At 65.4% G+C, this 14,896-nt stretch carries 14 protein-coding genes; 8 read left to right on the plus strand and 6 right to left on the minus strand.

Going from position 1 to position 14,896, the window contains the following annotated elements; translation table 11 throughout:
• Positions 1-11: 11 nt before the first annotated feature.
• Together glcE and glcF are read left to right on the plus strand one after the other, a co-directional pair.
• A complete protein-coding gene (glcE, locus tag ASD87_RS14270) occupies positions 12-1,118 on the plus strand; it encodes a glycolate oxidase subunit GlcE (protein ID WP_056322611.1) in 1,107 nt (368 codons plus the stop codon).
• Positions 1,119-1,124: 6 nt separating this feature from the next.
• Positions 1,125-2,360: a glycolate oxidase subunit GlcF gene (gene glcF / locus ASD87_RS14275; protein WP_056322616.1), complete on the plus strand. Its 1,236-nt coding sequence runs from the start codon at positions 1,125-1,127 to the stop codon at positions 2,358-2,360.
• 25 nt (positions 2,361-2,385) lie between these two features.
• On the opposite strand, the gene ASD87_RS14280 is transcribed toward glcF, so the two are convergent.
• The 5 genes from ASD87_RS14280 to ASD87_RS14300 form a co-directional block, all read right to left on the minus strand.
• Positions 2,386-3,825 carry an NAD(P)(+) transhydrogenase (Re/Si-specific) subunit beta gene (locus ASD87_RS14280; protein WP_056322618.1) on the minus strand — a complete coding sequence of 480 codons (1,440 nt, stop codon included), beginning with the start codon at positions 3,823-3,825 and terminating at the stop codon, positions 2,386-2,388.
• On the minus strand, positions 3,822-4,139 hold the full coding sequence (locus ASD87_RS14285; RefSeq protein ID WP_006224972.1) for an NAD(P) transhydrogenase subunit alpha: 318 nt from the start codon (positions 4,137-4,139) through the stop codon (positions 3,822-3,824). The genes ASD87_RS14280 and ASD87_RS14285 overlap by 4 nt, the downstream gene beginning before the upstream one ends.
• A gap of 2 nt (positions 4,140-4,141) precedes the next feature.
• Complete coding sequence (locus tag ASD87_RS14290; RefSeq protein ID WP_056322621.1) at positions 4,142-5,260, minus strand: Re/Si-specific NAD(P)(+) transhydrogenase subunit alpha; 1,119 nt, start codon at positions 5,258-5,260, stop codon at positions 4,142-4,144.
• A gap of 191 nt (positions 5,261-5,451) precedes the next feature.
• On the minus strand, positions 5,452-6,327 hold the full coding sequence (locus ASD87_RS14295) for an N-formylglutamate amidohydrolase (protein ID WP_056322624.1): 876 nt from the start codon (positions 6,325-6,327) through the stop codon (positions 5,452-5,454).
• A gap of 67 nt (positions 6,328-6,394) precedes the next feature.
• Complete coding sequence (locus tag ASD87_RS14300) at positions 6,395-7,384, minus strand: tripartite tricarboxylate transporter substrate binding protein (protein ID WP_056322627.1); 990 nt, start codon at positions 7,382-7,384, stop codon at positions 6,395-6,397.
• 238 nt (positions 7,385-7,622) lie between these two features.
• On the opposite strand from ASD87_RS14300, the gene ASD87_RS14305 reads away from it, so the two are divergent.
• The 3 genes from ASD87_RS14305 (at position 7,623) to ASD87_RS14315 (ending at position 10,578) form a co-directional block, all read left to right on the plus strand.
• Complete coding sequence (locus tag ASD87_RS14305; RefSeq protein ID WP_056322630.1) at positions 7,623-8,549, plus strand: LysR substrate-binding domain-containing protein; 927 nt, start codon at positions 7,623-7,625, stop codon at positions 8,547-8,549.
• Positions 8,550-8,556: 7 nt separating this feature from the next.
• Positions 8,557-9,675, plus strand: a complete 1,119-nt coding sequence (mnmA, locus tag ASD87_RS14310) for a tRNA 2-thiouridine(34) synthase MnmA (protein ID WP_056322633.1) — start codon at positions 8,557-8,559, stop codon at positions 9,673-9,675.
• Positions 9,676-9,759: 84 nt separating this feature from the next.
• Complete coding sequence (locus ASD87_RS14315) at positions 9,760-10,578, plus strand: sulfite exporter TauE/SafE family protein (RefSeq protein WP_056322636.1); 819 nt, start codon at positions 9,760-9,762, stop codon at positions 10,576-10,578.
• A gap of 79 nt (positions 10,579-10,657) precedes the next feature.
• Here the strand turns inward: ASD87_RS14315 and ASD87_RS14320 are convergent, their stop codons facing one another.
• Entirely contained in the window at positions 10,658-11,269 is a 612-nt protein-coding gene (locus ASD87_RS14320) for a glutathione S-transferase (RefSeq protein WP_056322638.1), read from the minus strand.
• A gap of 162 nt (positions 11,270-11,431) precedes the next feature.
• On the opposite strand from ASD87_RS14320, the gene purB reads away from it, so the two are divergent.
• The 3 genes from purB to ASD87_RS14340 all read left to right on the plus strand — a co-directional run bounded on the left by purB (position 11,432) and on the right by ASD87_RS14340 (position 14,846).
• Complete coding sequence (purB, locus tag ASD87_RS14325; RefSeq protein ID WP_056322641.1) at positions 11,432-12,808, plus strand: adenylosuccinate lyase; 1,377 nt, start codon at positions 11,432-11,434, stop codon at positions 12,806-12,808.
• Between the two features lie 58 nt (positions 12,809-12,866).
• Entirely contained in the window at positions 12,867-13,325 is a 459-nt protein-coding gene (locus tag ASD87_RS14330; protein ID WP_056322645.1) for a cytochrome c, read from the plus strand.
• A gap of 292 nt (positions 13,326-13,617) precedes the next feature.
• Positions 13,618-14,846 (plus strand): IS3 family transposase gene (locus tag ASD87_RS14340; RefSeq protein WP_156403420.1). Its coding sequence is split into 2 segments (ribosomal slippage): positions 13,618-13,965 and positions 13,968-14,846, totalling 1,227 coding nucleotides; the frame shifts between segments, so codons are not numbered across the junction.
• The last annotated feature ends 50 nt before the right edge of the window (positions 14,847-14,896 follow it).

Consider the following 14,896-nt stretch of genomic DNA (forward strand, 5'->3'; position numbering starts at 1 on the left):
ACGTATCCCTTATGGATTTTGTCCTGTCGGAATTGTGCGACCAGGTCATGACGGCGCGTGCCGGTCACAAACCCCTGTTCGTGATGGGCGGCGGCAGCAAGCGGTTCTACGGCAACTATCGTCCGGTCAGGCCGCAGGATGGCCATTGCCTGCTGGACATGGCGCCTTACCGCGGCATCGTCAGCTATCACCCGTCCGAACTCGTGGTGACCGTGCGCGCCGGCACGCCGCTGGCCGAACTGGAAGCCGCGCTTGCCGAGCACGGCCAGATGCTGGCCTTCGAGCCGCCGCACTTCGCGCCCACCGCGACCGTGGGCGGCTGCGTGGCCGCCGGCCTGTCCGGGCCGCGCCGCATGAGCGCCGGCGCCTTGAAGGATTTTGTGTTGGGGGCGCAACTGCTGGATTCGGAAGGGCGCATCCTGTCCTTCGGCGGCGAGGTCATGAAGAACGTGGCGGGTTATGACGTGTCGCGCCTCCTGGCCGGCTCGCATGGCATCTTTGGCGCCATCCTGGAGGTGTCGCTCAAGGTTGTGCCCAAGCCGATGGAAGAGATGACGCTGACGCTGCCCGCCACGCAGGCGCAGGCGCTGGCGAACTTTGCCTTCTGGCGCGGCAAGCCGTTGCCGATCTCCGCATCGAGCTGGACAAGCGAAAGCGGTGGGGCCGACGGCATGACGATGGTGCGCCTGTCGGGCGCGCCGCCCGCGCTCGCCAGCGCCCGAGGGCTGATCGGCGGCGACCTGATGGCGCCCGAGGCCGCGGCGGCGTGGTGGCAGTCGCTGCGTGAGCAGACCCACGCATTCTTTTCGCCCGGGCAGCCCTTGTGGCGTCTTGCCTTGCCGCCCACCACGGCCGACCTCGAACTGGGGCCGACGCTGATCGAGTGGGGCGGCGGGCAGCGATGGCTGAGCGGCCCGCACGATGCGGCCCAACTGCGCGACGTGGTAGCCCAGCATGGCGGCCATGCCACGCTGTTCCGGCCTGCGGACACCGCGCCGCCGGCCGATGGCGTGTTTCACCCGCTTGCGCCGGGCATTGGCGCGATCACCCGCCGGCTGAAGCAGGAACTTGATCCCGCCGGCCTGTTCAACCCCGGCCGCCTGGTCCTGGAGCTGTAGGACATCATGCAAACCAATCTGGCATCCTGGGCGAGCGGCACCGATCTGGGCAACGAGGCGGACGCCATCCTGCGCCGCTGCGTGCATTGCGGATTCTGCACGGCAACCTGTCCGACCTACCAGGTCCTGGGCGACGAGCTGGACAGCCCGCGCGGCCGCATCTATCTCATCAAGCAGGTCCTTGAAGGCAAGGAACCGACGCAGTCCACGCAGCAGCATCTGGACCGCTGCCTGACCTGCCGCAACTGCGAGACCACCTGCCCGTCGGGGGTCGAATACGGCCATCTTGTCGATATTGGCCGCAAGATCGTGGACGAGCGCGTGGAGCGGTCATGGGGCGATAGAACCCGGCGCACCTTGCTGCGCAAGGCGATGCTGTCGCCGATGTTCGCGCCCGCCATGCGGCTGGGCCAGAGCCTGCGCGGGCTGCTGCCGCAGGCGCTCCGGCGCAAGGTGCCGGAACGCCGCGACGCAGGCCCGCTGCCCCAGGTGGGGCAGCACGCACGGCAGGTGCTGATGCTGGCCGGCTGCGTGCAGCCGGCCATGATGCCCACCATCGACGCCGCCACCATCCGCGTGCTGGATGCCGTCGGCATCGGCGCGCGCATTGCGCCGGGCGCCGGCTGCTGCGGCGCGGTCAGTTTCCATCTGGATGCGCAGGACGAAGCCGTGGCGCAGATGCGCGCCAACGTCGACGCGTGGTGGCCGCTGGTGCAGGACGGCAAGGTCGAGGCCATCGTGATGAACGCGTCGGGCTGCGGCGCCATGGTCAAGGAATACGCGCACCATCTGCGGCACGATGCGGCCTATGCGCAAAAGGCCGCGGACATCGTGGCGCTGGTCAAGGACGTGGCCGAAATCGTTGCGCCGCATGTCGGGCTGCTGCGCGCGCGGCTGCCGGCGGGCATGCGGGCGGCCTTTCATCCGCCATGCACCTTGCAGCACTGGCAGGGCTTGCGGCCGTTGTCCGAGCAGTTGCTGGCCGACCTGGGTTTTGAACTGCAGCCGTTTGCCGACAAGCACCTGTGCTGCGGGTCGGCCGGCGCGTATTCGGTATTGAATCCGGACATCGCGCTTGAGCTGCGAGACCGCAAGCTGGGCGCCATTGCGGCGGCAAGTCCCGATGTGATCCTGTCGGCCAACATCGGCTGCATCGGCCATCTGCAAAGCGGCACCGACACGCCGGTGCGGCATTGGGTCGAGGTGGTGGACGAGCAGTTGCGCCGCGCCGCGCAGGGCTAGGCCCGCGCGGCGGTTGGCGCGCCGCCTATTCGACGGCCTTGACCATGTCCTCGAGCACCTTCTTGGCGTCTCCAAAGACCATCATCGTGCGGTCCATGTAGAAGAGCTCGTTGTCCAGGCCGGCATAGCCCGAGGCCATGGAGCGCTTGTTCACGATGACCGTGCGCGCCTTGTAGGCCTCCAGGATGGGCATGCCGGCGATGGGCGACTTTGGATCGTTCTTCGCCGCGGGATTGACGACGTCGTTCGCGCCCAGCACCAGCACCACGTCGGTCTGGCCGAACTCGCTGTTGATGTCTTCCATTTCGAAGACCTGGTCGTACGGCACTTCGGCCTCGGCCAGCAGCACGTTCATGTGGCCGGGCATGCGGCCCGCAACCGGGTGGATCGCGTACTTGACGGTCACGCCGCGCTCGGTGAGCTTTTCGGCAAGCTCCTTGAGCGCGTGCTGCGCGCGCGCCACGGCCAGGCCGTAGCCCGGCACGATGGTCACGCTTTCGGCGTTGGTCATCAGGAACGCCGCGTCATCCGGGCTGCCCGACTTGACGCTGCGTTGCGGCGTGTCGCCAGCGGCCGCGGCGCCGCCCGCCTGGCCGCCGAAGCCGCCCAGGATCACGTTGAAGAACGAGCGGTTCATCGCCTTGCACATGATGTAGGACAGGATGGCGCCCGACGAGCCCACCAGCGATCCGGCGATGATCAGCATGGGGTTGTTCAGCGAGAAGCCGATGCCCGCCGCCGCCCAGCCGGAATAGCTGTTCAGCATCGACACCACCACGGGCATGTCCGCCCCGCCGATCGGGATGATGATCAGCACGCCCAGCACGAAGGCGATGAGCGTCATGATGATGAACGGCGTCCATTCCTGCGTGAGCATGAACCAGACGCCGCAGCCCAGCATCGCCAGCGCCAGCGCCAGGTTCAGCATGTGCTGGCCGGCGAACACCACCGGCGCGCCCTGGAACAGCCGGAACTTGTACTTGCCGGACAGCTTGCCGAAGGCGATGACGGAGCCTGAGAACGTGATGGCGCCCACGAACGTGCCGATGAACAGTTCAAAGCGGTTACCGGTGGGGATGGCCATGCCGGGCGGCGCGATGCCGAAGGCGTGCGGCTCGGCCACGACGGCCACCGCGATCGCCACCGCCGCCAGGCCGATCATGCTGTGCATGAAGGCGACCAGTTCGGGCATCTTGGTCATCTCGACGCGCTTGGCCATCAGCGTGCCGATGGAGCCGCCGACCAGCAGCCCCAGCACGACCCAGCCCAGCCCGATCGTGGCTGTGCCGCTGCGCGCCAGGCCCACGATGAGCGCCGCGGTGGTCACCACGGCAATCGCCATGCCGGCCATGCCGAAGGCGTTGCCCAGGCGGGAGGTGGTGGGATGGGACAGACCCTTGAGCGCCTGGATGAAGCAGACCGAGGCAATCAGGTAAAGCAGCGTGACGAGGTTCAGCGAGATCATTTCGCTTCCTCCTTGCCCGGCTTGCGGTCCTTTTTCTTGAACATCTCAAGCATGCGCCGCGTCACGAGAAATCCGCCAAAGACGTTCACGGCGGCCAGCGCCACGGCAAAGACGCCCATGCCGCGCGCCAGTCCGCCTTCGGTCAGCGCGGCGGCCAGCATCGCGCCGACGATGATGATGGCGGAAATGGCATTGGTGACCGCCATGAGCGGCGTATGCAGGGCGGGGGTGACGTTCCAGACGACGTGGTAGCCGACGTAGATGGCCAGCACGAAGATGATGAGGTTCATCAGGGTGGGATTGATCGCTTCCATGGTTACGTCCTCCGCGTCACATTGCCGCCTTCGCACACCAGGCAGGCCGCCACGATTTCATCGTCGCGCTGGATCGCCAGCGCGCCGTCCGCATTGATGATGAGCTTCAGGAAATCCAGGATGTTGCGCGCATAGAGCGCCGAGGCGTCGGTGGCGACCAGGCCGGGCAGGTTGGTCAGCCCGATGATCGTGACATCGTGCTTTTCGACGATGCGGCCTTTCTCCGAAAGCGGGCAGTTGCCGCCGCGTTCGACGGCAAGGTCCACCAGCACCGAGCCGGGCTTCATGGCCGCCACCGTTTCCGCAGAAACCAGCATGGGGGCGGGCCGGCCGGGAATCAGCGCCGTGGTGATCACGATGTCGGCCTGCTTGCAGCGTTCGGACACCAGCGCCGCCTGGCGGGCCATCCAGGCCGGGGGCATGGGGCGCGCGTAGCCGCCCTTGCCCTGTGCGATCTCGCGTTCTTCGTCGGTTTCGAAGGGCACGTCGATGAACTTGGCGCCCAGCGATTCGACCTGTTCGCGGGCGGCGGGGCGCACGTCGGATGCCTCGACCACGGCGCCCAGCCGCTTGGCCGTGGCGATGGCCTGCAGGCCTGCGACGCCAGTGCCCAGGATGACCGCGCGCGCGGCCTTCAGCGTGCCGGCGGCCGTCATCATCATGGGAATCAGCCGTCCGTAGTGATGGGCGGCGAGGAGCACGGCCTTGTAGCCGGCCAGGTTGGCCTGCGAGGACAGCACGTCCAGGCTCTGGGCGCGGGTGATGCGCGGCGCGGCTTCCAGTGCAAAGCCGGTCAGGCCGGCAGCGGCCAGTTGCGCCAGGCCTTCGGCGTCGAAGGGATCGAGCATGCCGATGACCACCGTGCCCGGTTTCATGTGCGGCAATTCTTCGGGGGAGGGCGCGCGAACCTTCATGACCAGATCGGCGCCCAGGGCATCCTGAGCGGAACCTAGCGTGGCGCCCGCGGCAACGTAGGCATCGTCGGGATAGCGGGCCGCGGCGCCCGCACCACGCTCCACGACGACGGTGTGCTTGCCGCCCACGTACTTCTTGACGGTCTCCGGTGTTGCTGCGACACGGGTTTCCCCGTCTCGGGTTTCTTTTGGTATCCCGATGTGCATCGACGCCTCTCCTCAGAAGGTTCGCCGTAGTTATACACGGAATGTGCGCTCTGACGCTTCCCCCGTTTGTCCGCATCTCGCGCGGGCAAAAAAAACCCCATGGCGAACCATGGGGCAGGGGTCTTGCAACCCGAATGCGCCGGCCGGTATGAACACGTCGCTGGCCGGCGCCGGCGAACAGACGTCCGGCGTCAAGCCGTCTGCGCGCGCGTCCAGTTGATCAGCGCGCGGGTGAGGTCGCGCAGATCGGCCTTCAGGCGGCCATAGTTTTCGGTGGGACGAAGCGACACTTCGTCCATGTAGAGCTTGCGGTTGATTTCGATCTGCAGGCTATGGCGGCCTTCTTGCGGGCGGCCGAACGCGCGCACCAGTTCCACGCCCTTGTAGGGATCGTTCACGGTGACGTCGTAGCCGCGCTCGCGCAGCCAGGCTGCGATGAATTCGCGGAAGGCGGGGTCGCTGGTGCTGCCGTCGCGATCGCCCAGCACGAAATCGGGGTGGACGAGGCCGGGGCGGTCGGTGGCGAATTCGCCGGCGACGCTGGGCATGGAATGGCAGTTGATGTGCCAGACCTTGCCGAACTTGCGATGCGCGTTGTCCAGCACCTGGCCAAGCGCGGCGTGATAGGGCTCCCAGCAGGCGTCGATGCGGTGGCGCACTTCCTCGACCGTCAGCTTGCGGTCGTACAGCGGCGTGCCGTCATCGAGCATGCGCCAGATCAGGCCCTTGCCAAGCTTGACCTTGGGCGAAGGATTCAGCGCGTCAGGCCAGGCCTGGTCCAGCAGCAGTTCGTCGATTTCGTCGCGGGCGCGGTTGGCGTCGATGTAGGCGCGCGGGAAGGCCGCGGCAATCATCGGCACGCCCATCTCGATGGCGTCGCCCCACAGATCGTCAACCCAGGTGTCCTCGGCGGTGCGCAATGCGCCAAAGTCCACCGCGGCAGCGAAATCGGGGGGGTAGGCGGTGCCGCTGTGCGGGGAATCCAGCACGAGGGGGGCCGAAATATCCGAATCGGGGTATTGCTGCGGAAGGTCGAGGCGGTAGGACAGGGGTTGGGTAATTCGCATAGGGGGGTACTGCGTTCGTGAATCGGAGGTCCTCGCGTGCCGGCGGCGCGCGAGGACCGAAGACCGGTTAGTCGATCTTCACGTTGGCTTCTTTGGCGATGCGCTTGTTCTTGGCGATTTCAGCCGAGATCTGCGCGCCGAATTCGGCCGAGGTGTTGGCCGCGGGCGAAGCGCCCAGGGCAGCGAGGCGGCTCTTGACGTCCTCTTCGGCGCTGACCTTCTGGACAGCGGCGTTCAGCTTGGCCAGCACGGGGGCGGGCAGCTTGGCCGGGGCGACCAGGCCGAACCACGACGCGTCGTTCACGGCGGGCAGGCCGGCTTCGGCGAACGTGGGCACGTCAGGCAGCGCGGCAACGCGCTGCGGGGCGGCGACAGCCATGGCGATCAGGCGGCCGGACTGCACGTGCGGCAGGGTGGAGGGCAGGTTGTCGTACATGACGTCGACCTGGCCGGCCAGCGCGTCGTTCAGCGCGGGGCCAACGCCACGGTAAGGCACGTGCATCAGGTCGGTGCCCGACGCCATCTTGAACAGTTCGCCCATCATGTGCGAGACCGAGCCGTTGCCGGCCGACGCGTACGTCAGCTTGCCCGGCTGGCTCTTGGCCAGCGTGATGAACTCGGCGATGTTCTTGGCCTGGACCTTCGGGTTGATGGTCATGATGTTCGGCACGGCGGCCAGGTTCGAGACGGGCGTGAAGTCCTTCTCGCCATCGAACGGCAGGTTCGGGTAGATGGCCGGGTTGATGCCGTGCGTGCTGACGGTGGCAATGCCCAGGACATAGCCGTCCGGCGCGCTGCTGGCGACGAATGCGCTGCCGATCGAGCCGCCGGCGCCGCCGCGGTTTTCCACGACGACGGTCTGGCCCAGTTCCTTGCCGAGCTTGTCGGCGAACAGGCGGCCGACGATGTCGGTGGTGCCGCCGGGCGGGAACGGAACGATCAGGCGGATGGGCTTGCTGGGATACGCGTCTTCAGCGTGCGCGATACCCGAGGTCAGCGGCGTGGCCAGGGTCGCGGCGGCGACACACAGGCCCAGAACTACATTACGGCGTTGCATGAATTCCCCTACTAATGAATGGAAAGCAGCTGCATGAAAGCAGTCGCAAACCCGACGATTCTTTCCCGGCGCGCGGGTTTGCGCAAACGAAAGATTCTCCGTAAGCTATGACTTTTTTTCATACCTCTTTCTCGGCAGAGCTTCGCCACGGTTACTTTTTTGTAACATTCGCCGTGCATCCTGTGCCGACGTCACGCCCTCGAGGGCAAGGGAGCCCCACGACGGGTGGGGGCTGCAAATGAGGCGTTTCTGTCCCTCTTTAACCGATCTTCAGGCCTTTGAAGTCGCCGCCAGACACAGCAGTTTCACGCGCGCCGCGCAGGAATTGTGCGTGACGCAGGGCGCGGTGAGTAAACAGGTGAAACATCTGGAGGAGTTCGTTGGCGTCGAACTATTCCTGCGAATCAGGCAAGGCCTGGTATTGACCGAAGCGGGCCGCAGTTACCTGGCCAAGATCCAGGCCGGTCTCGGCCAGATCGAAGCGGCCACCGTCGAACTGATCGCGCATCAGGGGCGGGGCGGCACACTGAACCTGACCTGCATGCCCACGTTCGGCGCGCGCTGGCTGATTCCGCGCCTGACCGCCTTCATGCGCTTGCGTCCCGACATCCATGTGGAATTCCTGCCGCACCGCCAGGGCTACGACTTCTCCACGCCGGAGCTGGACGCCGCCGTGCGCTTCGGCGAGGGCCTGTGGCCCGGCAGCGGGGCCGATTACATCGTCGGCCGCGAGATTCTTCCCGTCTGCAGTCCCCGCCTGATCCCGGGCGGGTGCACGTCGCCCGAAGCGCTCCTGGCCTATCCGCTGCTGCACCATACGTCGGCCCTGGAGGGCTGGCGCGACTGGTTCGAGCAGGCCGGCTGCGACACGCGCCGCAGCCTGGAAGGCGCGCGTTTCGACCAGTACGCGTTGTTGTCGCAGGCAGCAGCCGCGGGCTTTGGCGTGGCGCTGATCCCGCGCTGCCTGATCGAGGACGAACTGCGCGACGGCAAGCTGGCTATCGCCATCCAGCTGCCGATCCGGGCGCGCATGGGCTACTACCTGTGCTATCCCGAGCAAAAGGCCAATCTGCCCACGTTGCAGGCCTTCCGGGCCTGGCTGATGGAAGTGTCCCGCGCCGCCGAGCCCCAGCCGAGGGAAGACGCCGTGTCCGATCTAAAATAGCCGCATCATGAGTCAAACATCCACCAAGAAAGGCCGCGTTGTCGTCGGCATGTCCGGCGGGGTCGATTCTTCGGTCACCGCGTGGCTACTCAAGCAGCAAGGCTACGAGGTCGTCGGCCTGTTCATGAAGAACTGGGAAGACGACGACGATTCCGAATACTGCTCCACCCGCCAGGATCTGCTGGACGCCGCCAGCGTGGCCGATCTGGTCGGCGTGGAATTCGAATTCGTCAACTTTGCCGCCGAATACAAGGACCGCGTGTTCGCGGAGTTCCTGCGCGAGTACTCCGCGGGCCGCACGCCCAATCCCGACGTGCTGTGCAATGCCGAAATCAAGTTCAAGGCATTCCTGGACCACGCCATGGCGCTGGGCGCCGAGCACATCGCGACCGGCCACTACGCGCGCGTGCGCGAAGTGCCTGCCGAGGGCGGCGGCACGCAGTTCCAGCTGCTCAAGGCGCTGGACGCTTCCAAGGACCAAAGCTACTTCCTGCATCGGCTGAACCAGGCGCAGTTGTCGCGCACGCTGTTTCCGCTGGGCGAGATTCACAAGACCGAAGTGCGCCGCATCGCGCACGAGATCGGCCTGCACAATGCCGCCAAGAAGGATTCCACCGGCATCTGCTTCATTGGCGAGCGCCCGTTCCGGGAATTTTTGAACCGCTACCTGCCGACTGAGCCGGGCCCCATCCTGACGCCCGAAGGGCAGAAAGTGGGCCGCCACGAAGGCTTGTCGTTTTACACGCTGGGCCAGCGCAAGGGGCTGGGCGTGGGCGGCGTGAAGGGCCGGCAACGGGAGGACGGCACGGCCGAGGCCTGGTATGTGGCCCGCAAGGATTTGGAGCGCAACGTGCTGTACGTCGTGCAGGGGCACGACCATCCCTGGCTGCTGTCCGGCAACCTGAAGGCGCAGGGCGCGAGCTGGGTGGCGGGCCACCCGCCGGCCGCGGGCGTCTACGGCGCCAAGACGCGTTACCGGCAGGCCGATGCGGCGTGCCGCCTGGCCGATGCGGCGCAAGAGACTTTTTCTCTGGAATTTACCGACCCCCAGTGGGCGGTGACGCCCGGCCAGTCGGCCGTGCTATACGATGGCGAGGTTTGCCTGGGCGGCGGGATCATTCTTTAGGAATGCCCTGCCGCACGTAACCAAGGCCCCCGGGTGCAATATCCGTGGGGCCTTGTTCATGACAATAAAAGCGAGGAGAGGGTTGTGGATGTGACGATGGTGATCTGCCTGTTGGTCCTGGGCGGCGTGGTGGGCTTTGCGGCGGGCCTGCTTGGCATTGGCGGCGGGATGCTGCTGGTGCCGTTCCTGACGATGCTGTTCACCTGGCAGAAAATGCCGGCCGATCTGGTCGTGCATGCGGCGATCGCCACGTCCATGACGTCGATCCTCTTTACGTCCATCTCCAGCGTCCGGGCCCACCAGCAGCGAGGCACCATCAAGTGGCGGATAGTCGCCGCGATGGCGCCGGGCATCATCGTCGGCGGTCTGCTCTCCGGCGGCGCGGTGTTCGCGGCGCTGAGCACGTTGTGGCTGTCGCTGTTCTTCGCCCTGTTCGTGGGGTATTCCGGCTGGAGCATGCTGCGCAACAAGAAGCCCAAGCCCACGCGGCAGATGCCGGGCGTTGTCGGCACCAGCGCGGCCGGCGCGGGCATCGGTTTTCTGTCGGGCCTGGTCGGCGCCGGGGGCGGGTTCCTGTCGGTCCCGTTCATGGTCTGGTGCAACGTGGCCCTGCACAACGCGGTGTCGACGTCGGCGGCGCTGGGCTTTCCGATTGCCCTGGCCAACAGCGTGGGCTATGTCGTCTCGGGCCTGAACGAGGCCCAGACCTATCCGGGGATGCTCGGCTTCATCTATTGGCCGGCGCTGCTGGCGCTGGTCTGCACCAGTGTCCTGACCGCGCCGCTGGGGGCGCGCATGGCGCATCGCCTGCCGGTGCAGACGCTCAAGCGCGTGTTCGCGGCACTGCTGTTTGCGCTGGCGGCCTACATGCTGTTCAAGGCCTGGCAGACCTGGACGGTTTGATCGCGGAAATGAAAACCGGCCGCGGAAAGCGGCCGGTAAAAGCGAGCGCCCGGCCATGCCGGGCGTTTTTGTTGGGGCGTCAGGCCGTCTTGGGCACCGTGTCGATGAACGACTGGCGTTGGGACAGCTTGTCGTACAGGCGGGCCAGGTTGGGCTGGCCAGTGCGCCAGTCCAGCGAGGGGAACCGCAGGTCCAGATACCCCAGGGCACAGCCCACGGCGATGTCCGCAAGGCTGTAGTTGATGCCCATGCAATGCGCGTTGTCGCCCAGGCTTTTGTTCATGGCGTCCAGGCTGGCGTGGATCTTGCCGTACTGGCGCTCGATCCATTCGGGGCTGCGCTGGGCTTCGGGGCGCTGGTTTTCCTTGACGATGGTCACGCACGCGTCCAGGAGGCCATCGGCGATGGCTTCCCAGCACTTGACGGCTGCGCGGTCGCGTCCGGGCTGCGGAATCAGCCGGGCGACAGGAGACAGTGTGTCCAGGTATTCGACGATGACGCGCGAGTCGAACAGGGCGCCGCCATCTTCCATGACCAGGCAAGGAACTTTGCCCAGCGGGTTGTACGTTTGGATCTGCGTGTCGGCGGACCAGACGTTTTCGAGTTCAAGCCGGTAGTCCAGCTTTTTCTCGGCCATGACGATACGCACTTTGCGCACGTAGGGACTGGTAAGCGAGCCGATCAGTTTCATGGAGTCACAAGCGGAGTCGGAAAGCGGCCGAAGTATAGCAGGCTGTATGACGGCCGGAATTGTCCGCAGGGCGGAATCTTCGTCAGTTTGCCACAATGTCGGGCCGCCCCGGATGATAAAATCGCCGGGTTTTCCCATCCGTCGTTTTTTCTCTACCAGACCATGCAAATCGCCGATCAGCTGAGCCAACTTAATGCCCTTTCGCCACTGGATGGCCGCTACGCTTCCCGGGGCGACGCGCTGCGCGGTCTGCTGTCCGAAGCCGGTTTCATGGCGCACCGCGTCGAAGTCGAGGTCGCCTGGCTGATCGCGCTGTCGGACGCCGGCCTGCCCGAGCTGCCGGCCTTCTCCGAGGGCGCCCGCACGCGTCTGGCCCAGCTGGTCGCCAATTTCTCCGAAGCCGACGCCGGCCGCATCAAGGAGATCGAGCGCGTCACGAACCACGACGTGAAGGCCGTTGAATACTGGTTGAAGGAAAAGGTCGCCGATGACGCCGAACTGGCCCGCGCGGCCGAGTTCATCCACTTCGCGTGCACGTCCGAAGACATCAACAACACCTCGCACGCGCTGATGCTGTCGCGCGCCCGCGACCAGGTCGTGGTGCCGCGCCTGCGCGAAGTGGCCGCCAAGCTGAATGAAATGGCCATCGCCAACGCCGACCAGCCGCTGCTGTCGCGCACGCATGGCCAGCCCGCCAGCCCGACCACGCTGGGCAAGGAATTCGCCAACGTGGCCGCGCGCCTGAACCGCGCCATCGCCGCCGTGGAGGCCGTCGAGCCCCTGGCCAAGCTGAACGGCGCCACGGGCAACTACAACGCCCACTTGTCCGCCTATCCGGAAATCAACTGGCCCGAATTCAGCAAGCGCGTGCTGTCCGGGCTGGGCCTGACGCAGAACCGTCACACCATCCAGATCGAACCGCATGACTGGATGTCCGCGCTGTTCGATGCGATCACCCGCGCCAACATCATCATCCTGGACCTGGATCGCGACATCTGGGGTTATGTGGCGCTGGGCTACTTCAAGCAGCGCCTGAAGGAAGGCGAGGTCGGTTCGTCGACCATGCCGCACAAGGTCAACCCGATCGACTTCGAAAACTCCGAAGGCAACCTGGGCCTGGCCAACGCCGTACTGCGCCATCTGGCCGACAAGCTGCCCATCTCCCGTTGGCAGCGCGACCTGACCGATTCCACCGTCCTGCGCAACCTGGGCGTGGGCCTGGGCTACTGCCTGGTGGCATGGGATGCCTGCATGCGCGGCCTGGGCAAGCTGGAAGTCAACACGGCCGCCATCGACGCCGATATCGACGCGTGCTGGGAAGTGCTGGCCGAGCCGGTGCAGACCGTCATGCGCCGCTACGGTCTGCCGCAGCCCTACGAACAGCTCAAGGCCTTGACGCGCGGCAAGGGCATTACCGAAGAGGCCCTGCGAGAATTCATCCAGGGCCTGGCGCTGCCTGAAGAGCCCAAGGCCCGCCTGCTGGCGATGACCCCGCGCTCCTACATCGGCCTGGCGGCCGAGCTGGCCCGGGCGGTATAGTCGCCGTGCCGCGCGCGTCATGCGCGCGGCTTTCACGTTGTACCTACGGGAGATCGCAATGAAGAAGTTGTCCACGCTCGCAGCGCTGGCCTGTATGACGGTGGGTCCGCTGCTGGCGACGTCCGCCTCCGCGCAATTCGCCAAGCCCGAAGATGCGGTCAAGTACCGCCAGTCGGCGCTCTCGCTGATCGGCTCGCACTTTGGCCGCATGGCGCCGGTGGTCAAGGGCCAGGCGCCCTACGACGCCGCGCAGATCAAGGCCAACGTCGATGTGCTGAAGACGCTGTCGGCATTGCCTTGGGCAGGCTTCGGTCCGGGTACGGAAGGCGGCGACGCCCGTCCGGAAATCTGGAGCGACGCCGCGGGCTTCAAGCAGAAGCAGCAGGCGTTTCAGGACAACATCGTGAAGTTGTCGGCGGCTGCCGACGCAGGCGATCTGGACAAGCTGCGCGCCGCTTTCGGCGACGTGGGCGCCAGCTGCAAGGCCTGCCACGACGCGTACCGCAAGAAGAAGTAAGGTGCCGGGCCGGCCGTGCCGGCCCGCCGCCCATCAAGCAAAAAGCAAAAAGCCCCGTCAAGGGGCTTTTTTCATGGGGGTGACCCGTCCTGGAATTGGTTGACACCTTTTTGAGAGAAAAAAGGAGAGTCAATTGGAATCAAGGATCAAGCGAACCCAGCGGGACTACAGTCTGGCTACTGAGCGTCCGCGCAAAAAAAGCCCCCACGCGACAAACGTGGGGGTTTTTTTATGGATAGTGACCCGTCCTGGAATTGGTTGACACCTTTTTGAGAGAAAAAAGGAGAGTCAATTGGAATCAAGGATCAAGCGAACCCAGCGGGACTACAGTCTGGCTTTTAAACTGTCGGTGGTCGAGCAGGTGGAAAAAGGCGAGCTGACGTACAAAGAGGCTCAGCGCCGCTATGGAATCCAAGGCCGGTCGACAGTGCTGGTGTGGCTGCGCAAACATGGCCGCCCGGGCTGGAGCGGCTGGAGCCTGCCGACGGTCAGAGGAGTGGATATGGATCGTCAGGGCAAGGAGGTCACACCCGAGCAGCGGATCAAGGAGCTGGAGGTGCAGCTCAAGGAGGCCCGCGAGAAGGCACAGTTGTTCGAGGCGGTGGTCAACGTGTTGGAGAAGGATTACGGGGTGCGTGTCGTAAAAAAGCCTTTGGGCAAGTCCTCACGCAAAAGCTCGTCCAAGGGTTGAGCGTGGCAAGGGCTTGCCGTTACATGGGCCATAGCCGCCAGGCGTATTACAAGAGCAGGCATAAAGAGCACGAGCGCCAGCAGCAGGCATACCAAGTGGTATCCATGGTCACCGCGCTGCGGGTACGCCAACCGAAGTTGGGTACGCGCAAGCTGCATCACGTGCTGGGCCAGCCGCTGCGCGAGGCGGGGATCAAGGCCGGGCGCGATGCGCTGTTCGACATTCTGCGCAGCGCCCGGATGCTGGTGCGGCCACGCCGGGCGTATCACAAGACCACCGACAGCCATCACCGCTTCCGACGCCACCCGAACCTGCTCAAGGAAGGCGAAGGCCAAGTGGTGCCGACGGGGCCCGAGCAGGTCTGGGTAGCCGATATCACCTACCTGCCGACCGCCCAACGGTGCACCTACTTAAGCCTGGTGACCGACGCCTACTCGCGCAAGATCGTGGGCTACCACGTGGCAGAGAATCTGCAGACCGAAGGGGTGCGCCGCGCACTGGAGATGGCGTTGCGCTCGCGGCGCTCGAGCCAACCGCTGGTGCACCACTCGGATCGAGGCATCCAGTACTGCTCAACGTACTACCAGCGCCTGCACGCGCGGCACGGCATCCGTTGCTCGATGACTGACGGCTACGACTGCTACCAGAATGCCTTGGCTGAGCGGGTCAACGGCATCCTGAAGGGAGAGCTATTGCTCCACAAGCCCGCCGATCTGGCCCAAGCCCGGCTCATGGTCAAGCAGTCCGTCGAAATCTACAACACCGAGCGTCCGCACCTGTCCCTACAATGCAAAACACCCGATGAAGTTCACCGGGTGTTCAGTCCGTAGCCTGCTACGGATACCGTGCCGTAGGTGTCAACCTATGGCAGGACGGGTCA

It is taken from the genome of Achromobacter sp. Root170, assembly GCF_001428165.1.
Lineage (GTDB): Bacteria > Pseudomonadota > Gammaproteobacteria > Burkholderiales > Burkholderiaceae_B > Achromobacter > Achromobacter mucicolens.